The following is a 25925-nucleotide window of genomic DNA, read 5'->3' on the forward strand; positions in this document are numbered from 1 at the left end:
GTTTTTTTATTTGATATATTGTTTTTATTTCATTTTATAAGTATTTGATTTTAGGTTAATAAATGATAATCTCTTTTTCATTATGGGTATAATTAAATTTTAAAACAAAACTTAAATCTTCTAAAAGGGTTTTTAGGGTTGGTTTTTTATATGTTCCTCTATACTGAGCTTTTTTTAAATCTTCTCTTTCAATGCGAATGCTTATACCATATTTACGCTCCATTTTACGTGCAATAGAAACAAAAGGTTCATTCTCAAAAATGAATTGATGATATACCCAAGCACTATACTTTTCAGGGTTTACAATGCTTTTGGTAAGTTTATCATCTTTTATTACAATTTGTTCTTTAGGAGTTAAAATAACACCCATATCTTCATGAAGCCCTTTTTGATAGAACAATACTTTCCCTTCTTTTAAGGTTAATTTATTGTTTTCGTTTTGGTAAGCGGAAAGATTAAATTTGGTTCCTAAAACTTTGGTAACAGACTCCATAGTGGTAATGGTAAAAGGATGTAGGGAATCTTTAGCAACTTCAAAAAAAGCCTCACCATCAAGAGTTACTTTTCTATTTTCTGTATTAAATTTATTAGATAACTTAAGTGTAGTGGCCGAGTTTAAAGTGATTTTGGTACCATCTTTAAGTAAAATTGTTTTTAGTTCTCCAATACCTGTACTATAAGTAATACTGCTATTGATGATGGTTAAATAAGTAGTTATTCCTATTAAAATAAGTACAGAAGCTACTATAGCCAACACTTTATTAGGTTTTAACTTTTTAGTTTGATGTCTTGGAATATGTTTTTTGGTTTCTTTTATTTTATTCCAAATGTTAGATCCTGTATCGGAAGAAATTATCACCTCTTGATGCTCGTCTTCAACCCCTCCTTCTACCTCCAACCATGTTTCAACAGCCTTTATTTCTATATCAGAACAATCTCCGTTGCTATACTTTTTTAATAATTCTGGTGTTACTTCCATTTCATCGTTTTAGACTTACATATATAAAAACGAAAAAAAGGTAGGGGGAGTCCTAGTTGATTTTTAAAAAAATATTACACGTTGTGCTTTAGGTTATTTATAAACTAATTGTCTTGTCGAATTGAGTAATTTTTTGAAATGAAATGAAATGAAGAAAATAGTATCGATATATATTTCGAAACATTAGTGTCCGACTAAAGACGTAAGACCGCTTCGCTATTGGAACCAAGAACAAAGACTTGATTGTAACTAACTGACAAACAGAGACACCACTATTGTTTTACATCCAGAAACCTAAATATTTCTTGATTGTTTTTACCAGTATTAAAAGCAAGGTGTCTAATCTGTAATGCTTTTACTTTTACTATTATTGATGGGCTTCTAATTATAGTCAACAGTTTTTATCGGACAACCATAATTTCGAAAGAAAAAAGGATTCTCGATACTAGTTTTAAGTCGTAGCAAGTTTAAAATTCACTCGACCTTAGATATTGTATCTCGAATGAAACAGATTTAAAAAAATTAGAGAATAGGCTCTAGGTGCTCTTTTATAAAAGATAAAGCTTTGGTAAGGTGATTTTTTACCGTTTTTTGAGAAATACTTAAACGAATAGCAATTTCATTTGTAGTTAAATGCTCTTCTCTGCTCAAGCGATATACTTCTTGGCATTTACAAGGTAATTGGTCTACTACCAATTCCAAATCATCTTCCAAAAATTTGTGCATGGCTAAATTGTGTGTAAAAATATCTGAATCAAAATTTTGGCCTTTGCATAAATTACAATCACTTACTGTTCTACATTGTGATTTAGCCATTTTACGATAGTAATCCACTATTTTTGATTTTGTAGATTTTAGTAAATAATTCTCTGTCCCTTTTGTAACCACAAAATCTTCTTTATATTTCCAAAGAGAAATAAAAACATCGTGTACTATTTCCTCAGAAACTTCTACATTTTTGGTTTTTGAGTAACATAGAATGTATAATTTTTTCCAATACTTTTGGTAGAGCTTTTCAAAGATAAATTCTTCTTTAAGAGGAAGTGACATTGTTTAAGTATTAAAAATCTATTTTATGTAGACTTATACCAATTATGAATTAAAATACGCTATTCAAACTCATTCATTAATTCGTTTTTTCTCTTTACTCTTCATTTCCATAGCTTAGGCTATGCAAATAACTCGCAGCAGGCTAAAACAAATAAGCAATGTCGTTTTCTGTTGCTCATTTTAATTCATAATTGGTATTAAATATAAACCGCAAATATACACTATTTAGATTTGTTTTAAATAAAACTAAGCAATTTTCTCTTTGGAAATATAATGAACTTACCCACAACAAGTTATTTTATTTGATACACATACTTTTTACTAGACGACAAGGTGCGAAGTACCAAACCTGCTTTTAGCAATACATCTAAACTGCTGTACGCAGATGTTAAACTAATTTTATAACCAATGCTTTTTAAATAGCCCCATAGCTGTGTGGCATCCGTAGCCTTTGTATCTTTTTTTAAGGCTGTTACTACCCAATATCTTTGAGGAATGTTTCGTAAACCTTTTATTTTGTTTTAAATGAATTTATTTGGCATCAAACAAAATGCATAAAAACAAAAAACACTGATAATCATACAATTAATAGTGTTTTTATTTTTCCTATTTCTAGGTTCGTCGGGGTGGCAGGCTTATCTTAAATACCCCTACCAACTATGCTTACTGTCATTTTGTGATTTTTATTCTTTAATGCACACCTAACCGTACACCAAGACTTTCAAAAGAACATTAGAAGTAAAATTTACTCCTGTTTGATTACATAAAGATACAAATTTCAGGTATTAAAACTTTTCAAGTGATTGCTATAGGATTCGAACCAATCTCGAACCCTCTATGTTTGCTATAAATTGTGTATCAAAACTTGCACTTGTTGACCGAAATAGACATATTTTGGATTCTTGTCTAACACAAATTTAAAATAATTTATTTAATGTCATTTTTTATATAATTAATTTCTTAACATCTTTTTTAATCTTGTTTGATAAGCTTGCTTAAAATTTCTCTTAATTTTGTCGTTTAAATATGAAGCATCTATAAGCTCAATTACTTTCTTTTCTTGGCTTGTAAGACTAAAATAGACCTTTTGAACCTGCTTAATTGAAATACCGGATAATTCTCCCAATTTAAAAAACTGCTCTTTTATTCTCCCTGAAGTCAAATTTGTCGGCAAAAGGCCGTCTTCTAAAGCAAAATCCTTATCATCTATATGTATTCTGCTATTTAACAAATCGTAAGCTGGACTTAATTTAAAATCTCCCATTGGGGTTTCTATTAGTGAGAAATTTTTAAAATGAGCATCGCCGTTACTCACTAAATAATTAAATAAAATAAGTCTAAATAGTTTAATAGCTTCTATTTGATATGCAGGTACATAAACCTTTAAAAGCTGAAACAATTCCAAATAACTTCCTAAATATTTATAGTTTTCTGAATGTGTCTGAGATGTTCTATGCGCTAATGTTGCGAAATCCTCTTGGGCCAATTTTTGACCGTTTTCTTGTACATCAAAGCGCTTTGTTAAATAGACAGGCTCTCCATTTTTAAAAAACATCAAGGCATTTTCTGCCGTTTCAATTCCAAATACTTGTGATGCAATTTGCATTGTCAAATGTTCATTGGCAGGCATTTGATCAGTATGCTTGGCAACACTAGGTATTGGTTTTAAAATATAAGTACCTTGCTCATTATCCTTAATTAATCGTATTTTATTCTTATCAAGTAACACGGAAAACTTTTCCTGAACACCAGATATTGACATTTGCATTTGATTATCATTAAATAATTCTGCATCAATTTTACTCGCTGGTGAATTATAATTAAGGATAGGGCTAACCTTTCTTCCATTGAAAACATGCTTTAAAGTTAAATTGCTGTATTCTGAATATCCTTCCTTTAAAATTCCAGGGCAATATTTTATTTCTGGTATACTCATTTAACTTGTTCTTTTAACTTTTATAGCTCCAATGGTATCATTATTAGCAACGGAAAGTAGCAACCCAAAAAAGTCGCTTGAATCAATTCTAAGATTAAAACATACTACTTGCTTATTCTTTCCTTCTGGAAGCATATTATAAAAAAAAGGGAAAAGAAATTCTGATTGATATTCTTGCTTGTTCTTAGACAAAGTTAAGCTTATAGCTGGTTTATCTGAGTTTACAAACCAGGCATCATCATATTTAAAAGTAAAACTCCCATCATCTAATTGAGTTATAATCCCAGCTAACTCATTTTTATAAAAAACCTTACCCTTTCTCATCTATTATCCTTAATTTGATTTAACTTGAAATGTAAGCTCAAGCCCCAAAGCATCTGCCAACTTTCCCAATGTTTCTACTGTGGGGTTGCCTTTTCCACTCTCAAAAGCTTTTAACGTACGGAGCCCTACCCCTGAAATGTCTGCCAACATTTCTTGAGTAACTTGAAGAGTTTCTCTTCGCCTCTTAATTATTTTTATTAGACTCTCAAAGTGCATTATACTGCTCTTTTTTTACAAATATAAACATTATTTTTAATTGTATAGAAAAAAGTGTACTATACTACACTTTTTAAGAGTAAACCCTAAACTTCATTTAGTAAATCACTCAAAAGTGTTATAAAATGCACTTGACTAAAATTTAAGATTGAATTAAAAAAGACTGAAAATTAATGTAGATTTTTAGTCAACTATAATTATGCAAATTGATTTCAATTCCTTAATTGTTAAAAACAATTCACAGGAGTGCTACGTATTTCGCCATGGTGCGAGCGTTGCGACCTTATTATTAATTATTTTTGGATAGTAAATATTTTCCCAATGTAGCCTATTCCAACTAATACAAAAGAATTTACCCTTAATAATTTCATGTTAAAAAAAGAAATAATTATAATTTCGTTAGAATTTAATTTTTGAACATAATAACATACATCAGGTCTATAATCTTAGTGGCACTCCCATTTTTGAATCTTTATCTTCAATTCCTAAAATTTTAGCTATCGTAGGAGCTATTTGGCTAGTAAAGAATTGTCCATTTTTTTCTTCACCAAATTCTTTCAAATGAGGTCCTAAAATAGCAATCCAGGCTTGGTCGTCACCTTCTGCACTTCCCCAACCATGATCTGTCCACAGTGCTCCTTCCTTAATACCTTTGCCCCTTCCATGGTCAGTTGCCAGTATAAAGTAAGTGTTATCTTTGTAATAGTTATCATTTTGAACAAAATCCCATAAATCTGCAATTAAGGAATCTGTATTATTTAGTGATTTGATGTAATTATCGAATCGTCCTTGGTGAGCAAAATCATCAGTTTCCCCGTATGAAATAAAAACCAATTTGGGATGTTTCTTTTTGACATATTCTTTGGCATAATGGTGTGTAAACAAATCAAATCTCACACTTTCCCACAAAATCGGTGCTTGTTGTTGTATTTCATTTAAAAAAATTTCTTTTTGGCTTAAATCACCTGTTGCGTTCATAAATCCGGCATTTACGGGAATACCACTTCGCTTATCATTTATGATGTAGGGAAAAACATCCCAACTACAAAATGCTGCAACTTTACCTTTATAGGCTTCCGTCTCATTTGCTTTTTCTAGAATGGTAACATTTTTGTTGTAAATTTTATCATTACTATTTATGTTTTCATCATCTGCATAGCCTGTTAAAATTTCATTATAACCAGGATATGAAAACGCCATTTTGTTGGTTAAATTTACCTTGCTATTTTTATTTCTGTTACCATAAACTTTACCTTTTTTTGAAATTGTATCCCAAAAAAAAGGCATTAGCAATGTTCTATTTTCTTCCATTGAATTGCCAACAAACTTCTCATTTAATAGTTTTTTATTCTCTGAATAGTCGCTATTTATTAATGCTGTATCTATGCCTTTGAAGACCTCTTGCCATCTAACCCCATCTAAGGTGATTAAAAATACATTTGGTCTTTCATCTTTATTTTTCTTTTCGCATGATACCAATAGTACTACAAAAAATGAGATTAATAGCAAAAATGATTTTTTCATCTTGAAATTCTTCGTTTTAATTATTTTATGGATTTGTAATAATACTAATTTAATTCTTAGAAATAGTTTCTGAAGCGTTTTTGGTTCCTAAAACTTCTAGCATTTTATGGTATATTTCATTATTCTCATAAATGCCTTTAAATAGTTCCTCTCCTACTCCCTTGGCAAATACAGGCACTAAAGCAGCGGTATGTTGATCTGAATTAAAATTCACTTTCACTTTTTTTGGAATTTCAATTTTGTTTCCATTTTCATCAATTTCATAATATTTTCCAATACTAGCTCCTCCAGTTTCGTGATCTGCCGTGACAACTACTAGCGTATTAGGGTGTTTTTTCAAAAATTCTAAAACAACACCTATTGTTTTATCAAAATCCAACACTTCCTGAATCATCATTTCATCACTCATAGCATGGCCACCCCAATCAATGTAGGACCCTTCTACCATAAAAAAAAATGGTTTTTCCCTTCCTTCAAAATATTCCAAACCTGCTTTCGTTGCTTCGGGAAGAAAATCCTTTCGCCCTTCCAGTTTATTTGGTAAGGCATCATTTGCTAAAATAAAAGCATTTTGTTTATTCATTACAGGTTTGGATAAACTTAAAGTATCAACATTATAATTAAACTTCAATAAGGAATCGAATAGATTGTGACCATCTTTTCTTTCGGATAAATATTTTATCCCACCACCTGCTAAAAAATCAATGTTTGCATTAACCATGTATTCCGCTATCTCCTCATGCATATCCCTATCCTTCACATGAGCATAGAAAGATGCCGGCGTAGCATGTGTTAAAGAAGTTAGGCTTACCAATCCTGTTTGATACCCTTTGGCTTGCAATTGCTCTAGAATGGTTGGTAACGGCAATGTGTCTTTTGACACTCCAATGGCTCTTCTATAGGTTTTCTCTCCAGTAGAAAGCGCTGTAGCCCCTGAGGCGGAATCTGTTATTAAATGGCTTGTACTCGAGGTAAGACTCAAACCAACATATTCAAATTGTTTAAAATTTGGTGTCTTTTCGCCAAAATAAAAGGCACTTGTAACTTGGGAAATACCCATTCCGTCACCAATCATCAAAATAAGATTTAATGGTTCAGCCACATTTTCTCTGGATGTTGTTTCATCTTTCTTACCAGAACAACCTAGAACCAGCAAAAGCAATAAGAGTATTGATGTTTTTTTTCCTAACATTTTAAATATTTTTTATGACAAAAGCAGGTGAATATTATTTTCACCTGCTTCTAACTAAACTAACTTAAAAAAACTAACTCAAATACTAATATCCTTTATTTTGAACCAAATAGCCTTCCGTATTAGAAGCTCCATCTATTGCTGTTTGAGGAATAGGGAATAATCTATGGTTTATATCTGAATCCGATTTTTCAGTCCAGGCATCTTCATAATGCCCAAATCGAATTTGATTTGTTCTTCTTAAACCTTCCCAGTAAAACTCAAATCCTAACTCACGGTACATAACATCCAAATCAATAGATGTAAGTGCCTGTGGAACTGGTGCGTAAGCTGTTCTAGAAGTTCTAACAAAATTCACATCGGTTAATGCACCTGCATTATCGCCCTTTCTTAACTTGGCTTCAGCACGCATTAAATATATTTCGGCATATCTTAGTAAAACCAAATCTATAGAGCTGTAATTATTAGCATTTTGTGAAGTACGGCTAAATTGATATTTTGAGATTCTATAACCTGTATGGTGCAACCTGCCTTCGTTTGTAAAATCCACTTGCAAAGTAAGATCTACATATGCTACATTTTTATCAGGGCCGTTTCCTTTTGTTTGGATTACAGGATAAATTCTGTATTCTCCATTCCCACAGGTATAAAAAGCACCATTAGCATCTTTTCTAGGTCCCCAAATAATACCACGGATTATCCCTCGGTCAAATTCATAATCTTCAGCAGTTGTACAATAATAATGGTCTTCATCATTACTAGGATTTACTCCTGTTAAATCTTCTAAAGAAACAGGAATTTGTTGGTTCTTACGGTAAAATCTACCATCCGCATCAGCAGGATCTACGCTTCCATAAGCATCAACCCATGTTTGATAAAAATCTGGGGTGATTGCTGGCCCATCAGTTCCATCAGAGCTTGTAAATTCAGGTCTTCCATACATCGCACCAGGCAATGACCAATAGGTCCAGCGACTGTGCTCATTATTCAAAACACCCCTTTGGTCACAAGCAAAAATAAGTTCGGAATTATCATGATTTTCATCATTGAACAACTCAAAATAATCAGGAGAAAGGCTAAACTGTCCTGAATTAATAACACTATTGGTATATGTAATAACTTTGTCCATATCCTCGGTTGTAAAATTTGGAGTTCCGTAAGGATTTCTATATACCGCAGCATTTAAGTACAATCTAGACAAGAACCCCCAAACCGCAGCTTGCGACATTCTACCTGGTTGTTTATTGGAATTAATTACGTCCACTATTGATAAAAGTTCGCTTTCAATATAATCAATAGCTTCTTGTTGACGCAAAATTTGAGAAATTTCAGAAGAAGATTCTTTTTTAAAAGCGATACCCCAACTGTCTAAGGCTAACATATTTAAATAAGCTCTTAGAGCTTTCATTTCATATAAAGAACCCTCTGCTTCTGCATTGCCTCCCTCAGCCAAAGGAGTTAGTACCTCAATTGCAGATACTGTTCTTGAAATATTTTTTGTTAATTCATTCCATGCACTACTTACTAAATCATTAGTCGTAGTTATGCTATGCATATGGGTTTCCAAAAACTTCCCACCGTCATACCAATCTGTTCCTCCGCGATATGGCAAAATAACTTCGTCTGAAGCAATTTCTTGTAAACCAAAATAATTAGTGTGTCTCCATACCCAAGCAACTTGACCGTAAGCAGGCGCAATGGCTCCGCTAATCGCCTCGGCCTGTCCAGTGCCTGTTAAAGATTCGTCAAGTACTTCTTCTTCTAAATCGGTACAGCTCCAGTTTAAAAACAAGCTGACACCCAGAATTGTGAATAATATTTTATTTTTCATCTTCAATATTTTTTAATAATTAAAATGTTAAATTAAGACCAAATAACACCGTTCTACTTTTTGGATAACTGAAATAATCAATTCCAAAGGTTTGAATACCCCCAATGGCACTTCCCGTGTTAATTTCAGGATCATATCCGCTATAATCTGTTATTACAAATAGATTTTGACCTGTTAATGTGAATCTTATGTTTTCCACTAAATCTGCAAGACCAGCAACTCCGGGCTTTAAATTATATCCTAAAGTAGCATTGTTAAGCCTTAAAAATCCACCATTCTCAATATATCTCGTTGAAACAATATTGGAGTTTGAGAAACTTTCATTAGGATATTCTATAGCAAAATCTGTAGTGTTAAACGATTGCGAAAGGCTACCAACATTAAACAAACTCATGGCAACGTGATTGTAAATTTTATTTCCGCCAGCACCATTAAAGTTTAAACCTAAATCAAAGTTTTTATACTTAAAATTCATATAAAAAGCATAAATGTAATCTGGCAAAGCACTTCCTGCTACAATACGGTCATTATCAAGAATTTCTCCATCGCCATTTTGATCTTGATAGAGGTTTAATCCATCATCACCAATACCAATAAATTCTTTAACATAGAATGAACCGATAGCCTCTCCATTTAAGATACCATTAATAGTAGCACCTGTTTGGCCCGCACCTTGAGCAGCTCCTGTTGTTAAAATTTGATAAGGTGAGTTCTCAACCTTATTGCTTGTCAAGGAAATATTTCCGCCTATGTTGTATGAAAAGTCTTTTGTATAATCACTGCTATAATCTAAAGAAATCTCAACACCTGAGTTTTGAATTTCCATTTTCGGAATGTTTGTCCAATAGGTCGAGGTTGGCTGAATAGGATCAACTGGTGTAACTTCCAACAATATGTTTTCAGAAACTTTATTAAAATAGTCGACTGTTCCCGTTAGTTTACCATCAAACAAACCAAAATCCAAACCAATGTTTGTTTGGGTTGAAACTTCCCATTGAATATCAGGATTAGCTAAACGTGTATAAATTGATCCGTAAGGATAATCACTTAAAGAAGATGCACTTGGATCAAGCGGATAAGTATCATTGCCTGTGTTACTCTCCGTATAACTTGCTTGTGTTATTTTTGAAGGGATTTCTTGATTACCTGTTTTACCCCAGCTCACTCTTAACTTTAAATTACTAAAAGACGAGTTACCCATAAAATCCTCATTAACAATATTCCATCCTAATGCTAGAGATGGGAAATAACCATACTTGTTATTTTCACCAAACTTGGATGAACCGTCGGCACGCATTGTAGCTGTGACTAAATATTTGTCCGCGAACGAATAATTTAACCTACCAAAGAAAGATTGAAGCTCATTAACAGTTGCATAAGCAGATTGTGTAGTTGGCTCACTAGCAGTTTCTATTTGGTATTTTGGCTCTACTCCATTATCGGGAAAACCACTTAAATTAAAGCTTTTTTGAGCCACTTTGGTTTTTTGATAGGTCTGACCAACCAAAACCGTAAAGGTGTGTTCATCTAGATACTTATTATAGGTCAAAGTATTCTCCACTAACGAGTTACTATTTTCAGTGGTTATATTATTTAATGACCCTAAACTTGTGTTAGTATCTGTGGAATAAGGCATGTTTTGAATGTCTCTATTTGTTGAAGAATAATCAACCCCTAAGTTTAACTTATAGGTCAATCCAGATACAATTTCGAAAGAAGGCGAAACATTTGCCAAAATTCTGTTGTTATGCGTTAAATCGCTGTACAATGTTTCACTTATAAGTGGATTTATAATATCGTTACTCAACAACGGTCTTAGCTCCCCATTTTCATAAACAGCATCTGTTGGGTTTAATCGCAACATATTGTTAACAATAGATCCTGAATTAGGCCGGTTATTTTCAAGTCTGGTAGCAGTTAGGTTGAACTCAACTTTAAATTTATTATCTAATGCCTTTTGAGTTAGGTTTAATCGCCCTGAATAGCGCTTTAAGTTGCTGTTTCTAAAAATACCTTCTTGATCCTCACCACTAAGCGATGCAAAATAAGAAGACTGTCCTGCCCCTCCACTCATGGAAAAATTAACACTTTTGGATATTGCAGTTCTTGTTAACTCATCTTGCCAATCGGTTGAGCTACCTCCATCAATAAGAGTACCACCAATTGCAGTAATATTATTACGAAATTCGTCAGCAGTAAAAAGATCAACCTTGTTGGTTAAGGTAGAAAAAGCAGTTGAGACAAAAAGGTTTACTTGTGTTTTTCCGCTTTTACCTTTTTTAGTAGTAATCACAACCACACCATTTGCAGCTCTGGCACCATAAATAGCCGCGGCTGAAGCATCTTTTAGAATGTCTATACTTTCAATGTCTTGAGGATTTATAAAGTTCAACGGGTTTGAAGCCACACCATTTCCTGTATTATCCAATGCGAAACCATCAACAACATAAAGTGGCGTTGTTCCTGTTCTTAAACTACCAACACCCCTAATGATGATGTCTTGCGATGCCCCTGGTTCACCACTAACCGAAGTTACATTTACACCGGCAACCTTTCCTTGTAAAAGTTGACCAGCATTCGCTACCACACCTTGATTAAAATTTTCGCTTTTTAAAGAGCCTATTGCACCTGTGACATCCGATCTTTTTTGAGCCCCATAACCAACAATTACAATATCTTCTAACTGCGAAGCATCAGTTTCTAAAATAATGGTTAAGGAATTATAACTTTCTACTTCAATTTCGGTTGTTTTCATTCCTACGAAAGACACAACCAATATATCTCCAATATTGGCATTGATTAAAAAGTTTCCATCAAAATCGGCTGAAACTCCATTTGTTGTTCCTTTAATCAAAATGTTAGCTCCAGATAAGGGCACGTTTTGGTCATCAAGTACTGTTCCTTTTACTTCATTTTGAGCCCAAGAAACACTTGTTATACTTACAAATAGTGTAAATAATAAAAATGTAATTTTTTTCATCTAGTTTTTGAATATTAAAATTTGACACAAAATAAGTGTGAGATTCTTGGTCTGAAGTAAACTTTACATCATTAAAATCTTATAATTATATTTTCAAAATGTTACAATTATTAACATAAGGTTAAATAGGAGTTTTTCGTATGAAATTTACTATTAGACGAAACTTGGGATATAAATTTGTTTCTATTTTTGATATAAATTTTTGAAAAATGCTTAACAGAACCATCACTCTTTTCTTCGTTTTTTTTTTAATAGCTGAAGCAACTTCACAAGAAAAAAAAGAACACATTAAAATTCATTCGCATAATGACTATGCACAAAAGGTTCCTTTCTGGACTGCTTATAATTGCGGTTTAAACTCAATAGAAATTGATGTATTTTTAAAACAGGATACTTTATTTGTAACACATAGTGAAAATGAAATTTCCTCCTATAATACCGTTAAGACTCTATACTTTGAACCTTTACAAACAATATTCGACTCTAAGGCTGAATTGAGTCAAGACATTCAACTTCTTGTAGATATCAAGTCTGAGGCTGTTCCTACTTTAAAATCACTTATAGAAATATTGGAGTCTTACCCGAAGCTAATAAATTCAAAAAAATTGTCGTTTGTTATTTCTGGAAACCAGCCCAAACCAGAGACCTTTATTACTTATCCTTCCTATATAAAGTTTGATTACCAGAGCTTAGAGCCTTTGTCTAATGAAGATTTTACCAAAGTTGGTCTTATTAGTTTACCATTTAGAAAATTTTCAATATGGAATGGAAAAGGCAGATTAACAAGAGAGGACTATACCAGGGTTTCTGAAGTTATTGAAAAGGCGCATAGTTATAAAAAACCGTTCCGTTTTTGGGGATGTCCAGATTCCAAAACAGCATGGAAAGCCTTTATTGATCTTGGAGTGGATTTTATAAATACAGATTTACCTTATGAAGCATCTAGTTATATTTTTTCTTTGAAAAATAGAACCTCTGAAAACACTTTTTTTTCAGAAGTCTACTATCCTACCTTTGAATATGACAAGAAAAATTTACCTGTTGAAAACATTATTTTATTGATTGGAGATGGTAATGGACTTGCTCAAATCTCGGCCGCAACATTGTCAAATAACGGAAACTTAACACTTACTCAGTTAAAGTCTATTGGGTTTATAAAAACACAATCGGCCGATGACTTTACAACCGATTCTGCTGCCGCCGGAACTGCCATTGCCACAGGAGAAATAACATATAACCGATCAATTGGGATGGATGTTAACAGAAAGCCTATTGAAAATATTACAGAGTTATTATTCAAATACAACTATAACACTGGTATAATTACAACCGATAATGTTTCCGGGGCTACTCCATCATCTTTTTATGCCCACCAATTAGACAGGGATATGAGCGATGACATTTTAGAAGATTTATCAAAAAGCAAAATATCGTTAATCATAGGTGGTGGTTCATCCAATTACAGTAAAATTTCCTATAATTTTGATTTAGCTCAAAACCTTGAAGAAATTCAATTTAACAAAAGTAAAAAACTAGCTTTCTTTTTTTCAGAAGGAAGCGTGCCAAGTATAAACTCAGGCAGAAGCAATATCCTTTCCAAAGCCACCAAATCTGGTCTTCAATATTTAAAAAACCAAAATAAACCTTTTTTATTAATGGTTGAAGGCGCGCAAATAGACTCATTTGGACATTTTAATGACATTTCGGGCATTGTCAAGGAGAGCATTGATTTTGATAAAGCAATTACCGAAGCCATTAAGTATGCCGATATGAATAAAAATACTTTGGTGATTATAACGGCTGATCATGAAACTTCTGGATTAAGCATTCCTCAAGGCTCATTGACAGACAACATGGTCGAAGGCGATTTTTCAACAAATGATCATACAGGAATTATGGTACCGATTTTTGCATATGGGCCGCAGTCGGATAAGTTCACTGGTGTTTATAATAACAACGAAATCTTTCATAAAATCAAAGAGGTTTTGAATATAAGATAATATGCTTTACTACAATCAGGGTTTAAATTCTTTAAATGTATCTTACTTTTGGTGTCTTATTCTTTTAACTTCTTTTACATCAATCGTTGCGCAAGAATCTCTCAATGATTCCTTAAATAAGGATGTTCAAATTGCGTTCATTGCTGATATCCATTTTCAAGATATTTATGGTAGTTTTTCCGACAATAATTACAAAGGGGTATTTAACGAAAGCACAAAGAAATTCACGCTTTTACGTACCATGGATTCTCAATTACATTCAACAAGAATTTTTAATGAGAATTATTTTGCGCTGTTTGCTGCTTTGGACGATATGGTTGCCAAAGGGATAAAATATGTAGCACTACCTGGTGACTACAGCGATGACGGACAAGCCATTCATTTGAGAGGTCTGGAAAAAATTTTAAAAACATATAGTACCAATTATGGTATGCAATTTTTTATCACAACGGGCAATCATGATCCCGTTGGACCTTTTGACCAAGAGTCTGGAAAATCGGATTTTATGGGAACAAATGGCCAAACTCAAAGAATTTACAGTAACGTTGACAGAAATACTAATGGAATCAAAGAGCTACCTGATGTCATTACACAGGACATAAAAAAATTAGGATACCAGGGTATTTTTGGCCATTTAAAATCATTTGGATTTTTTCCTCAGAAAAATTACCTTTATTGGGCTACGCCTTTTTCAAATTACTCACCTGAATCTTACACTTTTCAAAAAGGATTAGAACATGCAAATCTTGATAAGAGAATGTATGATGTTATACCAAATCATTCCATTCCTGATGCAAGTTATGTTGTGGAACCTTTGCCCGGTGTTTGGCTATTGGCAATCGATGCTAATGTTTACATCCCGAAGAATACTGAAAACGGAAATTTGATTAACCCAATAAGGTATGAAGGTACAAGTATTGGCTACAATAATGTACTAACTCACAAAACTCATTTAATAAAATGGATTAAAAAGGTTGCAAATGAAGCAAAAAAACACAATAAGACGTTAATTGCCTTTAGCCATTATCCTATTGTAGACTTTAACGATAATGCTTCTGAAAACTTGAAAGCTTTTTTTGGAGGTAACAAATGGCAGTTGGAGCGCGTACCGGATGAAATGGTTTCAAAATTACTTTCTGATGCCGGAATAACAATTCATATTGCTGGGCATATGCACATTAACGACACGGGTATTAGATCTTTTTCAGAAAACAAATCTATTGTCAATATACAAACGCCTTCTATCGCCGCCTACATTCCTGGTTACAAAATTTTAAATATAAAATCTGGTAATAAAATTGAAGTAAATACGATCACGATTAACACTGTCCCGAACTTTAATGAATTATTCCCACTTTACGAAAAAGAGTTTAACTACTTAAAACAGTCCGGTAAGCCCCTTTGGAATTTTGATATACTAAGATCGAAATCCTACCATGACTTCACAATGTTTCATTTGCGCGAACTTGTTAGATTGAGATTTTTGGAGGATGACTGGATTCCTAGTTTTAAAGATTTTATGCTAAAAATAACAGGTGAAGAATTATTGATACTTCCTTATTTAGATTCTAAAATTGGTTATGAAACATTAATCAGCAATAAAAATTCTTTTAAAGATGAATGGAAACTGGCCAAGAACAAGGCAAAAAAAGAATTGGAAAAAACCGACTTTAAGTTAAATGATTTTAAAGATTGGGATGGATTTGATTTGATATTTGACTTTTACAGGCTAAGAAATGCAGATATTCTAGCAATTAAGGACATTGGTTTAAAAAGAATTGAAATTTACAAATGGCTGTTTACTAACCAAAAAGTGAATAAGAGAAATTATGATGATTTAAACGAAAAGAAGCTTTTAGAATTTTACAATATTTTTGCACACTTTCTAAATGGTGCACCAACGGAAAACTTTTCAATAGATTACAAAACAGGGAATATTTTCAACTATTGATTATGAACCCATAGTTGAGTTGCTTCAGATAGATATCGCCCATCTTCAACCTATGCTTCAGGTAACTCTTGAGGTAGTTCCCTGTAGTGTAGTAGTTCTTCATGGTTCCTGCCCTAAAGTACCTGTTTCATATTGGTGTTGGGGTACTCCAAGAGTGTCAAAAGTGTCCGTTGGGTGTTGTCCTCGCCCAGATACCTTGACTCAATGGCTTGGGAGGTGACTACCTTGTGTTCATCCAATAATTTGCCATGACCTTGTCAAGGTAGCGGTTCAGTTGTTGTATCACAAGGCGTTGCCCTTGCCCCTGCTTCTTGGGGCATCCCATTCCTTATTTGACAATTGTCTCTTTAAGCTGATTTCTGAGCGTCTGCCATTAACCGTAATGCGCACGTAAATGGATAGCTTGTTTTTTTCGCTTCGGGATTTCCTTGTGAAGAATACCATCGAAAAGGTTGTGTGTGTCTGCATCTCTCTTTTGTTTTTGTTAAACGTCCATTTTCTAAACAAAAGTCAAATCCTATTTCAAAATGCTCCCTTAAATCTACAACAATTCCAGTTAAGCGATGCACACCGAATTGCACACCTATTATTTGCCTTTTTTTGGTTACATTAAAAAAAACACTGATAATCATACGATTAACAGTGTTTTGTTGTGACCTATTTCTAGGTTCGTCGGGGTGGCAGGATTTTCAAAAAACCCATAACCTCAAAATAAACGTTCGTTGCTGGTGAAATATGAAACACACCTTCATTCACCATCTGTGAAAAGCAAATGGTGTAATTAAAAAAAATAAAAATGCTGTATATCAAATATTTTTTGCCCATAGGTAGGTTATCTGGGTTAGTTAGTTTACTAAATCTAAATTAATATCACAATCCCCATAATCATATTCATTCAAATAGGGCTTGAAATCAAAAAGGATCCTGTTGATTTTATTTTCATTCAATGGCTTGCTGATATATCCAGAACAGTGATATAACTTTTGAAGATATCCAGCATTGTGAATACTTTGAGTAGATGAAAGTAAATATACTTTGGTTTGGTTATTGGCAGCTTTTAGAGCGTTTAACTTCTCTAAAAATTCAAATTCAGACATTTCTGGTATGTTAACATCCATCAATATGATATTTGGTATGCAGATACCGTATTCCGTTAATACATCACTTTCTTTACTAAAAAATGACCATACATCATCAGTCCTATCAAATACCTTGATATTTGAATCCGGCAATAGATTTGAGAGAACCTTTTTGCTAAACAACATATCCATTTTATTGCCGTCGATTAGTATTAAATTAGTTCTCATGATTCATATAGAATTAGGTAATAGAATTTTAAAATGTGTGCCTTTATTTAAAGTGCTTTCAACCTGTATTTTCCCATGTAATTCTTCAATAATGTTTTTTACTATATATAGGCCAAGACCATTCCCTGGTACATCCTTTACATTTGCCCTATAGTATAAATTGAAAATTTTATCGATACAGTGTGTTGCTATACCCTGACCATTATCCTTTAGATTAATTTCAATCATTTTGTCCAAAGACATTACGGTTATATCTATATATGGGAAAAGTTCTTCATTTATAGCTTTCGAGTATTTTACCGAATTGTGAATTAAATTTTGAAGAATTGAATATACCAGATCATAATCTGAAATAAAGTCCAAAGACTCGTCTATATTTATGCTAAATTCAATATGATCAAAATTTTCAGAGCCGTTCAACATTCTAAGCACATTGTTAATGATACTTTTGAAATCATTTGTATCGAGCCTTTTATGTTTTGATGGGACATTCAAACCTTTAGCAAAATCGTAGGATACTAATTTACCCTTGTTGGATATACCTTCGCTACCTAACGCCCTATTTCCAGAGGAGGTTATTAATTTTTTAAATAAATCGTTCGATTGATGCATCGCTCTGTGAAAACTACCCAAATTTCTTATTTGTTTTTCAGGGATGGATTCTATGTCGCTTGTAAGGCAATGAGTGCTATTTCGTTTATTTCGCTTGGAAAGATCTAGCATCACCGCACAATAAAACAATCCACCATTAAAATCGAAACTGCTCAATGAGAGCTCTACTGAAAATTCTTCTCCCTTTTTATTCAAGCAAAATGTTCTTAGGGGGTATTCTTCAAAATCTTCTTTGTTATTGCTATTGGCACTAATCAGATTTATAATATTTTTAGCGGCACTTTCTTTCGAAATTAAAACACTCAGTTTTTTCCCTAAAATTTCAATTTTTGAATAGCCAAAGGCATCCTCAGCACCCTTATTCCATTCCGTTATATATCCTTGGGCATCTGCAATGATTATGATGCCCGCACATATCGATTGGAAAATCAAACGGTATTTATCCTTCAATAAGGCGCTTTCCAATAATTTAGTATTCAGTTCGTAATTTTTTGTAACATCATCACACTTCACCAAGTACTTTACTCTTTTTTCAATATCATCTTTAACGGGTATTATAGTTGTGTCCAACCAAAAAGGATTATTGTTGTCCGATTTACCACTTAACACACCCTTCCATATTACACCTTTCTTAAGTGAAAACCATATATTTTTGTGAATTTCATCTATTTTCATATTTGGCCTTAACAAGTTTAATGGTTTTCCAATAAGGCAATTAAAATCAGACCCTAATATTTCGCAAAAAGAATCACTTGCAAATTCCACTCTTCCCATTGAATCTATGATGGAAATTATAGAATGTTCTAAAAATGCAGACAGAATGCTATTGTTAATTGATTTTTGCGAATAATACTTAAATGCTTCCATAAACTGTTTTTATTCTTTTAATAAATATTCTTTGGCGGTTTTTATGTCATCAAAAATGAAATATGGCGTGGTGGGGTCAAATATTCTTTTATAAGAGATTATTAGCAACCTCATACCAATTGAATTGCATATATAAGCCTCAAAAACCTTTAGCCTTTGAAGTTCTGGCGTTTTTGAAAGTATATTAGCGGCTTCGGTGCTAAATGTCCCTAGAGAATCTCTCAAGTCAATGATAAAAGGCATGTGCTTTTCGTTACATAATTTAATAATCGTTGCAACATACAATTGTGCTTTTTTACTATCCAATCGATATTCTCGATCAAGGGTTTTGAATCGACAACAAAAGATTTCATCTCTGTCTATCCAAAATTTTGCGTTTCCAATTTTTATGATTTTGTCCATTCTCTCAATTTTTAACCCAATGAATTAAACATTGTATATTTTTTTTTGCAATAATTGATGGATAAACCACAATGACTAAATATAGTATCTGGCGCTATAGGGCTGATGGCATAGCTCTGTATTATCAATAAAATTTTAAGGGCGAAAGAATCAACCAAAAATGTTTTGGAAAGTACAGAGACCTTGATATATGAACTACTGGATAAAAACCTGAAGAGCTTTATAGAAGTAATAAAATTAAGTCCCCTTAAATCAATTAATAAAGGTAAGTATTTGCCTTTTGAAACAATAGATATAATATCATGCAAAGCCTTACCAGTATTGTGTTCCATTTCATTTTCATAGAACCCATTGACTATTTTACAATAGATTACACTGTCTTGCAGCCAGAGCCTAATACATCCTACTTCTATTTTGCCTTCCATTATTTAAAAAATTTGAAAAACGAAAAACAATTGGAATGCCAAAAAAACAAAAAACAACATAAAACAATGATAATCAAATAGTTAAATAAATATATGATTTAATTATTTGATATATAAATGACGGAATACCGTGGGTGGTGTTGAGGGACTTTTTGAAAATCAACGGAATACCGTTATTTGTGCTTAGATTTTTTTATACCTAGTTTATTCATTTTATCCCTTAAGGTACTAGGCTTCATGTTCAATAAATTAGAGGCGCTTTGCTCCCCACTAATTTTCCAATTACACCGATCTAAAACCTCAACAATATGATTTTTTTGGGCTGTATCAAGAGAGAAATCCTTGCCATTGAACTGCTGCTGTTTATTCTTTTGAGCTGTGGTTTCAAAACCAGGTACCATTAAAGTGTCACTATTGGACAGTATCAAGGCTCTTTCAATTAAATTTTCTAATTCCCTAATATTTCCAGGCCAGTGATGTGACTTGAGTAATGCCATCGTTTCGTCTAGAATATACTTTATATTTTTCTCGTAGGCTTTATTGAATTTATCAACAAAATGCTCAACTAAGAGAGGGATATCTTCAATCCGCTTTCTTAATGGCGGTATTTCTATGGGAAATACGTTAAGCCTAAAAAACAAATCCTCCCTAAATTGTTTTTTTTCTATTTCCTCCCTCAGGTTTCTGTTCGTGGCAGCTATCACCCTTACATCTAATTTCTTTAACTTGGTTCCTCCTATGACTTCTATCTCACCCTCTTGTAAAAACCTTAAAATCTTTGGTTGCATATCCAAAGGCAGTTCACCTATTTCATCAAGAAATAAAGTACCTCCATCGGCCAATTCAAATTTTCCAATTTTATCGCTAAAAGCACCAGTAAAAGAACCCTTTTTATGTCCGAAAAGCTCACTTTCTATTAATTCTCTAGGAATCGCAGAACAATTAACCTTGATTAATGGTTTTTTATTTCGTTGGCTTGTGTTATGAATGGCCCTTGCCAGAAGCTCTTTACCCGTACCAGACTCCCCTAACAATAAGACCGTAGCATTGGTTGGTGCCACTTTTTCAACTTCAGTCAGTACGTTACTAAATTCTACGCTTCCATAGACCATTTCCTCATAATTGAATACCAAGTCCAGTTCATTTCTAAGGTAAATATTCTCCTGTACCAATTGCTCCTTTAACTCACTAAGCTCGTTATTCACTTTAACCAACTTTTCATTTGCCAGTAAAATTCTTTTCTCAGCCAATTTACGCTCCGTACTTTCTACCATTAACGAAACTATGCTAGCTATGGATGTTGCAAAAGATTGATCGTCGGACGTCCACTTTCTTAAACTACCCCCAACATGTTCAAAACAAACTATACCGTAATACCCATAAGAACTGTTAATTGATACATCCATTAAGGACTTAATATTATTAGGAACAAGATAACCAGGCACAAATCCTTTGGTAATTACACTGGTCTGAGCATCATTGATAAGAATTGTTTGGTTTTTGTCTAACTCATTGAAATAAAGCGGATTTTGTTCATATCTAATAACCGATCCTTTTTCGAAAGAATCACTTTTTAAATCATATAACCTTTCGCAAAATATTTCGTTTTTAACTTCATTAAAACTCCAAACACTAACTCTATTCACATTTAAAGTTTCTGCAGATAATTTGGTTATATTCTTAAAAGCATAGTCAATTTCTTTACCAACAAGATTAGCTAATTTTAGTATAGCTTCCTTTTTTTGCTCAGATTTTAAAGCATTTACCTTGAGAGTATTTTTCAACTTTTCTTCTTCTGAAATATCCTTCATTGTGCCAAATAAGGCTACTACTTCACCCTTATCATTTTTTATATTTCCAGCTAAAAAAGACGCCATAAACTTCTCACCATTTTTTCTTATAAATTCAAATTGAAACGATAATGCTTCCCCTTGGGCGACCCGTTCATTAGTTTTGGATATTTTTTCAAAATCTTCCTTTTTCACAAAAGGGTAAGGCAAATCCAACCCTAACAATTCTTTTTCTTCGTAACCTAAAATTTTACAGGTAGACTCATTCACCATGATTATTTTCCCATTCAAATCGACTATTATCAAGCCTTCTTGCATAGACATAATGAGTTTATCTGTAAACTCCTTGGCCGACTTTAAATCCTGTTCGGCTTTCCTTCGCTCGGTTATGTCTATTATGGTCCCAAAATAAGCCAACATCTTACCATCAGCATCGTTAATACTCGAAATCATTACATGTACATTAAAACGGCTTCCGTCTTTACGCATGTAAACACTTTCAAAACTTTCAATCAATTCTCCCCGCTCTAATCGTTCGTGACGTAAATTGGATTCTTCTTCAATCTCTGGAGGCGAAAACGGATAAGGACATTGTTTGCCTACTAGCTCCATTTCTGAAAAACCAGACATTTTACAAAATGCAGGGTTAACACTAATAATTTCTGTATGTATATCGAAAACAACCAAACCTTCTTGCATAGAATCAATTAGAGCTTCTGAATATTCTTTAGCAGTTTTTAAGTCATTTTCTGCCTGCTTGCGATCTGTTATATCTCGAATTACCCCAACGAGGAATTTGTTACCATCATCATCAATAAATCTGGTTTTTTTTGTAGATATAATTCTCGTTTCACCTTTTCTTATAGTAAGGCTTTCTTCGTTAATATTTTCTATACCATCTTTTAATACTTGCCTATCAATACGTAAAAAGGCATCTCTCTCTTCTGGAGCTACATCTTCTGCCAATGTTTTTCCTAAGACATCAATCTTATCTAAATTAAAAATTTTAAGAAAAGCATTATTGACCAAAACCAACCTACTTTCTTCATCTTTTACAAAAACTGGATCTCCAATATTATTAATTATGTTTTCTAAGTACCTCTCACTTCTCAGTACAAGATCTTCCGTTCTTTTTTTCTCTGTTATGTCTGTAAAATAAATGGCCAAACCTTCTGGCGAAGGATAGACCCTGTTCTCGAACCACTTGTCAAAAGGTTCATAATATTCTTGAAAATATTGGGTTTCTTGTGTTTTAAGAGCTTTATGGTATATTGTATAAAAAGCTTTGTTTACAGCTTCTGGATAAACCTCCCATGTGTTTTTGCCAATAAGATCGTCTGGCTTTTTATTTAAAATCTTTGCAGCTTTCTTATTTATATAGGTATAGCACCAATTAGAGTCTAGTACTACCAGTCCGTCTGATATATTATTCAACGTAAGGTCTAATTGTGAAACCAGTTTTTTCTCAGTTATTAACTTAAGATACTTTTTCCGATAGTTTAACACTGAAAAAATGTCTTTGTTTTTTGATTGCTGGTATGCAATACTCTTTTTACCAGTTATACCTTCTATTAAACCTAAATGTGCTATAACTTCATTATTGCGGTTCTTTATTGCAGCAACAAATACTTTTACAGGAAAGTATGTACCATCTTTACGGACATGCGTGGTTTCATGCTCTCCGTCTATATTAGATTTGAGCATTTTTTTAAAACCCTCGCTAAATTCTTCACGAGATTCTGGAGGCCAAAAGGGAAAAGGGAAACCTATATTAGTTAATTCTTCTACTTTAAACCCCGTTATACAACTAAATGCAGAATTAACCATAACAATCCTGCCCAAGAGGTTTATTATTATAAGCCCATCTTCTAACGACTCAATAAAACTTTCGGAAAACCCAATTTCTTGCTTTAATTCTTGAAGCAATTCAATATCTGTTCTTTTCATAAAGAATATAAATACAACCCCTCAATTTAAGTATTCTCATTTGTTATTTTGATAATTGAATTGATAATTGCAATTAAAAACACCTATAAGTAAGTAATTTAATTTAAAATAGTAAAAAATATTCGATAAAATATACATAAGTAAAGGTAGCTGTCCTTATGCAAAAAAAACTTACAATAAAGATAACCTGATATAAATTAAAATTTGCAGGTTTATATACCGTAGAGTATATCTGTAATATGGTGCGTTCGGAAAACAAGACAATTGATAATTGAAAAGACAGCTTCTATATTTAACAAAAAAGGATATACAGGAACTTACTTATCGGATTTAACCAATGCCACAGGTTTGGCAAAAGGCAGTATTTACGGCAACTTCAAGGATAAAAATGAGGTTGCTGTTGAAGCATTTAAATATAATTATAAGTTTCAGTCAGATCAAATACTTCAAAAAATCAATCAAAAAAACAAGGCAATCCATAAATTATTGATTTTCCTTAATCATTACAGAACTGCTTTTAGGCCCATTTTTAATAATGGTAGTTGTGCCATACTAAATACGGCTATAGATGCAGACGACGGGAACGATTTACTAAAAGATGAAGTAATAAAGACCATTTATAATTGGCATAAAACAATTGTTTCTATTTTAAAAGATGGAATAAAACAAAACGAGTTAGAAAACAATTTTTATGTTGAAACCTTTTCTTATCGGATGATTGCAATGATAGAAGGCAGTATTATGTTAGCAAAGACCCTTAACAAACCGGAAATTTTATTGAAAAATATGGATTTTTTAGAATCGGAAATAAATAGACTTAAATCAGAATAAAAAAATTTAAATACTCATATACCTACCGGTATATGAAACTAAAAACAATATGAACATACTAGAACAATTAAAATCATTTGTGGGTAAAGAGTTTTTAGAATCTCAATCGCCATTTATGCGTTGGCTTAACCCTATAATAAAATCAACTGAAAAAGGACATATAGAATTTGAATATACGGTAAGAAAAGAATTTATGATCTAGATAGGTGCTACCAGAACGATAGTATTTATAAAACTCTAATTCGTTATCAAAAAATGCTTTTAATTTAACTAACTCATTTGTATTTGAAATTCCCCATAGGCGATAAAACTTTTATTGAATTTCCTATCTCAATATTGTCGTTTAGGTAATTTGATACTTTTCCTGCTTTTACTCTTTTTATTGTAATAGATAAATTTTGATCAGTATAAGGTTAAGAACATAGAGAATATGCTCTTCTTTCTTCTTGACCATTTATTTCTGTAATAAGTGTTAAAAATTGACCAGATTGGTAATTAAATTTTTCTTGTGGCTATTTGAAATGAACTATAATAGCATCCGAGGTTTCTTTGGTTACACTTAGAACTTTTAAATCTATTTTAGTATTCATAATTGTTTGTTTTTGAGGTGTTTTTCTTGTTTACTCCACCAATAAATCAATTACTACTTCAGGGTCAGATTCATTATTAATCCAGATATCTTCTAATGTTTTTGAGTTTCCAATTACAATATTTTTAGTTTCTAGTCTTTTAGATGCTTCGGAATAATCAATTTCTAAAACTTTGAAAACATCAGTAATAGGGGCTTTTATGATTTTATTTATGATAATCATATCTACAGGTGGGTTCATTTTTTCTAAAACAATAAGTATTGCTGAGATTGTTAAAACTCCTAATAAAGCGGGAATAAATACTTTTTTCCCAAAATGACTTTTCAGGCCCCTCCAATTAAGTATAATGTGAAATATTGCACAAGCAACAAAAGTTACTCCTAAATACTCATGTACTACTTCTGTATAACCATCAAAGAGGTGGAAAAACATTAATAAACCAGATATTCCAACCACAAGAAAAATTAAGGAAATAAAAGGTGTTACGTAATTTCTATTTAGTTTCATAGTGTGTTCTATTTTAAGTTAGAAAATTTATTTTCAAGGCTAGCTAACCAGTTTTTTCTTTTTTTTGAGTAGCCTGTTTTACCATATTAAAGCTTATCCATTTAACGTTTTTATATCTCATATTTTTAAAAGTTCCTTTTATCATTGCTTTTTTAATTGCATTTCCAAAAAACAACCAATAAATAATTTTGGGTGTATTCATTGTTGTTATAGTAGTTATGCTTTTTAAATTTTTAAGAAGGGGTGTCAATCCATGTCCCTTAGGATTATGATCGTAAGCAATTCCTGGAAAAAGAGCTCTGTAAATAAACTCTTTGGTCAATGCTGACATCAATTCCCACCAAATCGAAAAAATAAAAATTAAGTGGTTGGCTTTTTCCAATCTCTGACCATAGTCAATAACATGAGGGGCAATTGGTTTTCTGTTTATAAATGCTTTTAAGTCCTGTTGAGTCATTATCGGATTAAAGCCATCTTTATCTAGATGAAAAAGGTCTATTTCGTGATTTGCTTTTTGAAGTCCTTTCATTACTGCATTTAAAATTGCATTACAGTAACTACCTTCATGAGGATGATTAAAAACAATTGCGATTCTCATTTTTGAACTGATTAAATTTCACAGTGCAAAATTGAGAAGCAATTAAGCCTTGGACGATAACAATTG

At 32.5% G+C, this 25925-nt stretch carries 24 protein-coding genes and 1 pseudogene; 4 read left to right on the forward strand and 21 right to left on the reverse strand.

What is annotated here, in order from left to right; genetic code table 11:
• Nucleotides 1-55: 55 nt before the first annotated feature.
• The 10 genes from PQO00_RS13145 to PQO00_RS13185 all read right to left on the reverse strand — a co-directional run bounded on the left by PQO00_RS13145 (nucleotide 56) and on the right by PQO00_RS13185 (nucleotide 12032).
• Nucleotides 56-979 carry a FecR family protein gene (locus tag PQO00_RS13145; RefSeq protein WP_274185308.1) on the reverse strand — a complete coding sequence of 308 codons (924 nt, stop codon included), beginning with the start codon at nucleotides 977-979 and terminating at the stop codon, nucleotides 56-58.
• 522 nt (nucleotides 980-1501) lie between these two features.
• Nucleotides 1502-2029 carry a sigma-70 family RNA polymerase sigma factor gene (locus PQO00_RS13150; RefSeq protein WP_274185309.1) on the reverse strand — a complete coding sequence of 176 codons (528 nt, stop codon included), beginning with the start codon at nucleotides 2027-2029 and terminating at the stop codon, nucleotides 1502-1504.
• A 293-nt stretch (nucleotides 2030-2322) separates the two neighbouring features.
• Nucleotides 2323-2544 carry a transcriptional repressor gene (locus tag PQO00_RS20410; RefSeq protein ID WP_369128014.1) on the reverse strand — a complete coding sequence of 74 codons (222 nt, stop codon included), beginning with the start codon at nucleotides 2542-2544 and terminating at the stop codon, nucleotides 2323-2325.
• 437 nt (nucleotides 2545-2981) lie between these two features.
• Entirely contained in the window at nucleotides 2982-3965 is a 984-nt protein-coding gene (locus tag PQO00_RS13155) for a type II toxin-antitoxin system HipA family toxin (RefSeq protein ID WP_274185310.1), read from the reverse strand.
• Entirely contained in the window at nucleotides 3966-4289 is a 324-nt protein-coding gene (locus PQO00_RS13160; RefSeq protein ID WP_274185311.1) for a HipA N-terminal domain-containing protein, read from the reverse strand.
• 9 nt (nucleotides 4290-4298) lie between these two features.
• Complete coding sequence (locus tag PQO00_RS13165; protein WP_274185312.1) at nucleotides 4299-4505, reverse strand: helix-turn-helix domain-containing protein; 207 nt, start codon at nucleotides 4503-4505, stop codon at nucleotides 4299-4301.
• 438 nt (nucleotides 4506-4943) lie between these two features.
• Entirely contained in the window at nucleotides 4944-6029 is a 1086-nt protein-coding gene (locus PQO00_RS13170; protein ID WP_274185313.1) for a phosphoglyceromutase, read from the reverse strand.
• Between the two features lie 49 nt (nucleotides 6030-6078).
• Nucleotides 6079-7221, reverse strand: coding sequence for an alkaline phosphatase (locus PQO00_RS13175; RefSeq protein ID WP_274185314.1), 1143 nt, complete (start codon nucleotides 7219-7221; stop codon nucleotides 6079-6081).
• An 85-nt stretch (nucleotides 7222-7306) separates the two neighbouring features.
• Nucleotides 7307-9052, reverse strand: coding sequence for a RagB/SusD family nutrient uptake outer membrane protein (locus tag PQO00_RS13180; protein ID WP_274185315.1), 1746 nt, complete (start codon nucleotides 9050-9052; stop codon nucleotides 7307-7309).
• Between the two features lie 19 nt (nucleotides 9053-9071).
• Nucleotides 9072-12032 (reverse strand): TonB-dependent receptor, encoded by a 2961-nt coding sequence (locus tag PQO00_RS13185; RefSeq protein ID WP_274185316.1) that lies wholly within the window; start codon nucleotides 12030-12032, stop codon nucleotides 9072-9074.
• Between the two features lie 209 nt (nucleotides 12033-12241).
• On the opposite strand from PQO00_RS13185, the gene PQO00_RS13190 reads away from it, so the two are divergent.
• Together PQO00_RS13190 and PQO00_RS13195 are read left to right on the forward strand one after the other, a co-directional pair.
• Nucleotides 12242-14032: an alkaline phosphatase gene (locus tag PQO00_RS13190; RefSeq protein WP_274185317.1), complete on the forward strand. Its 1791-nt coding sequence runs from the start codon at nucleotides 12242-12244 to the stop codon at nucleotides 14030-14032.
• Between the two features lies 1 nt (nucleotide 14033).
• On the forward strand, nucleotides 14034-15983 hold the full coding sequence (locus tag PQO00_RS13195) for a metallophosphoesterase (RefSeq protein ID WP_274185318.1): 1950 nt from the start codon (nucleotides 14034-14036) through the stop codon (nucleotides 15981-15983).
• Between the two features lie 282 nt (nucleotides 15984-16265).
• Here the strand turns inward: PQO00_RS13195 and PQO00_RS20415 are convergent, their stop codons facing one another.
• The 7 genes from PQO00_RS20415 to PQO00_RS13225 form a co-directional block, all read right to left on the reverse strand.
• Nucleotides 16266-16373, reverse strand: a complete 108-nt coding sequence (locus PQO00_RS20415; RefSeq protein WP_369128015.1) for a hypothetical protein — start codon at nucleotides 16371-16373, stop codon at nucleotides 16266-16268.
• Nucleotides 16331-16615 carry a hypothetical protein gene (locus PQO00_RS13200; RefSeq protein WP_274185319.1) on the reverse strand — a complete coding sequence of 95 codons (285 nt, stop codon included), beginning with the start codon at nucleotides 16613-16615 and terminating at the stop codon, nucleotides 16331-16333. The genes PQO00_RS20415 and PQO00_RS13200 overlap by 43 nt, the downstream gene beginning before the upstream one ends.
• A 213-nt stretch (nucleotides 16616-16828) precedes the next feature.
• Nucleotides 16829-17290, reverse strand: coding sequence for a response regulator (locus PQO00_RS13205; RefSeq protein WP_274185320.1), 462 nt, complete (start codon nucleotides 17288-17290; stop codon nucleotides 16829-16831).
• A gap of 3 nt (nucleotides 17291-17293) precedes the next feature.
• Nucleotides 17294-18769 carry a PAS domain S-box protein gene (locus PQO00_RS13210; protein ID WP_274185321.1) on the reverse strand — a complete coding sequence of 492 codons (1476 nt, stop codon included), beginning with the start codon at nucleotides 18767-18769 and terminating at the stop codon, nucleotides 17294-17296.
• Between the two features lie 9 nt (nucleotides 18770-18778).
• Nucleotides 18779-19171, reverse strand: coding sequence for a hypothetical protein (locus PQO00_RS13215; RefSeq protein WP_274185322.1), 393 nt, complete (start codon nucleotides 19169-19171; stop codon nucleotides 18779-18781).
• 11 nt (nucleotides 19172-19182) lie between these two features.
• Nucleotides 19183-19596 carry a hypothetical protein gene (locus PQO00_RS13220; RefSeq protein WP_274185323.1) on the reverse strand — a complete coding sequence of 138 codons (414 nt, stop codon included), beginning with the start codon at nucleotides 19594-19596 and terminating at the stop codon, nucleotides 19183-19185.
• Nucleotides 19597-19769: 173 nt separating this feature from the next.
• Nucleotides 19770-23333, reverse strand: a complete 3564-nt coding sequence (locus tag PQO00_RS13225) for a PAS domain S-box protein (protein WP_274185324.1) — start codon at nucleotides 23331-23333, stop codon at nucleotides 19770-19772.
• Between the two features lie 264 nt (nucleotides 23334-23597).
• On the opposite strand from PQO00_RS13225, the gene PQO00_RS13230 reads away from it, so the two are divergent.
• Nucleotides 23598-24164, forward strand: coding sequence for a TetR/AcrR family transcriptional regulator (locus tag PQO00_RS13230; RefSeq protein WP_274185325.1), 567 nt, complete (start codon nucleotides 23598-23600; stop codon nucleotides 24162-24164).
• A 49-nt stretch (nucleotides 24165-24213) separates the two neighbouring features.
• Entirely contained in the window at nucleotides 24214-24366 is a 153-nt protein-coding gene (locus tag PQO00_RS13235) for a hypothetical protein (RefSeq protein WP_274185326.1), read from the forward strand.
• Here PQO00_RS13235 and PQO00_RS13240 read toward each other — a convergent pair.
• From PQO00_RS13240 to PQO00_RS13250, 4 genes and pseudogenes are all read right to left on the reverse strand, one after another.
• Nucleotides 24349-24444 (reverse strand): annotated as a pseudogene (locus PQO00_RS13240) (RteC domain-containing protein); the annotation flags it as partial. The gene PQO00_RS13235 and the pseudogene PQO00_RS13240 sit on opposite strands and share 18 nt — an antisense overlap.
• Complete coding sequence (locus PQO00_RS20420) at nucleotides 24440-24553, reverse strand: FAD-binding oxidoreductase (RefSeq protein WP_369128016.1); 114 nt, start codon at nucleotides 24551-24553, stop codon at nucleotides 24440-24442. The gene PQO00_RS20420 and the pseudogene PQO00_RS13240, both read right to left, overlap by 5 nt.
• Nucleotides 24554-24784: 231 nt before the next feature.
• On the reverse strand, nucleotides 24785-25261 hold the full coding sequence (locus PQO00_RS13245; protein ID WP_274185327.1) for a DUF4405 domain-containing protein: 477 nt from the start codon (nucleotides 25259-25261) through the stop codon (nucleotides 24785-24787).
• Between the two features lie 43 nt (nucleotides 25262-25304).
• Entirely contained in the window at nucleotides 25305-25859 is a 555-nt protein-coding gene (locus PQO00_RS13250) for an NAD(P)H-dependent oxidoreductase (protein ID WP_274185328.1), read from the reverse strand.
• Nucleotides 25860-25925: the final 66 nt, after the last annotated feature.

It is taken from the genome of Flavivirga sp. 57AJ16 (assembly GCF_028736925.1).
Taxonomy (GTDB): Bacteria; Bacteroidota; Bacteroidia; order Flavobacteriales; family Flavobacteriaceae; genus Flavivirga.

Excerpts from the sequence above, each read along its gene's own strand:
- PQO00_RS13145 (WP_274185308.1), bottom strand. The coding sequence starts at position 979 with ATGGAAGTAACACCAGAATTATTAAAAAAGTATAGCAACGGAGATTGT.
- PQO00_RS13150 (WP_274185309.1), bottom strand. The coding sequence starts at position 2,029 with ATGTCACTTCCTCTTAAAGAAGAATTTATCTTTGAAAAGCTCTACCAA.
- PQO00_RS13155 (WP_274185310.1), bottom strand. The coding sequence starts at position 3,965 with ATGAGTATACCAGAAATAAAATATTGCCCTGGAATTTTAAAGGAAGGA.
- PQO00_RS13160 (WP_274185311.1), bottom strand. The coding sequence starts at position 4,289 with ATGAGAAAGGGTAAGGTTTTTTATAAAAATGAGTTAGCTGGGATTATA.
- PQO00_RS13165 (WP_274185312.1), bottom strand. The coding sequence starts at position 4,505 with ATGCACTTTGAGAGTCTAATAAAAATAATTAAGAGGCGAAGAGAAACT.
- PQO00_RS13170 (WP_274185313.1), bottom strand. The coding sequence starts at position 6,029 with ATGAAAAAATCATTTTTGCTATTAATCTCATTTTTTGTAGTACTATTG.
- PQO00_RS13175 (WP_274185314.1), bottom strand. The coding sequence starts at position 7,221 with ATGTTAGGAAAAAAAACATCAATACTCTTATTGCTTTTGCTGGTTCTA.
- PQO00_RS13180 (WP_274185315.1), bottom strand. The coding sequence starts at position 9,052 with ATGAAAAATAAAATATTATTCACAATTCTGGGTGTCAGCTTGTTTTTA.
- PQO00_RS13185 (WP_274185316.1), bottom strand. The coding sequence starts at position 12,032 with ATGAAAAAAATTACATTTTTATTATTTACACTATTTGTAAGTATAACA.
- PQO00_RS13190 (WP_274185317.1), top strand. The coding sequence starts at position 12,242 with ATGCTTAACAGAACCATCACTCTTTTCTTCGTTTTTTTTTTAATAGCT.
- PQO00_RS13195 (WP_274185318.1), top strand. The coding sequence starts at position 14,034 with ATGCTTTACTACAATCAGGGTTTAAATTCTTTAAATGTATCTTACTTT.
- PQO00_RS13200 (WP_274185319.1), bottom strand. The coding sequence starts at position 16,615 with ATGATTATCAGTGTTTTTTTTAATGTAACCAAAAAAAGGCAAATAATA.
- PQO00_RS13205 (WP_274185320.1), bottom strand. The coding sequence starts at position 17,290 with ATGAGAACTAATTTAATACTAATCGACGGCAATAAAATGGATATGTTG.
- PQO00_RS13210 (WP_274185321.1), bottom strand. The coding sequence starts at position 18,769 with ATGGAAGCATTTAAGTATTATTCGCAAAAATCAATTAACAATAGCATT.
- PQO00_RS13215 (WP_274185322.1), bottom strand. The coding sequence starts at position 19,171 with ATGGACAAAATCATAAAAATTGGAAACGCAAAATTTTGGATAGACAGA.
- PQO00_RS13220 (WP_274185323.1), bottom strand. The coding sequence starts at position 19,596 with ATGGAAGGCAAAATAGAAGTAGGATGTATTAGGCTCTGGCTGCAAGAC.
- PQO00_RS13225 (WP_274185324.1), bottom strand. The coding sequence starts at position 23,333 with ATGAAAAGAACAGATATTGAATTGCTTCAAGAATTAAAGCAAGAAATT.
- PQO00_RS13235 (WP_274185326.1), top strand. The coding sequence starts at position 24,214 with ATGAACATACTAGAACAATTAAAATCATTTGTGGGTAAAGAGTTTTTA.
- PQO00_RS13245 (WP_274185327.1), bottom strand. The coding sequence starts at position 25,261 with ATGAAACTAAATAGAAATTACGTAACACCTTTTATTTCCTTAATTTTT.
- PQO00_RS13250 (WP_274185328.1), bottom strand. The coding sequence starts at position 25,859 with ATGAGAATCGCAATTGTTTTTAATCATCCTCATGAAGGTAGTTACTGT.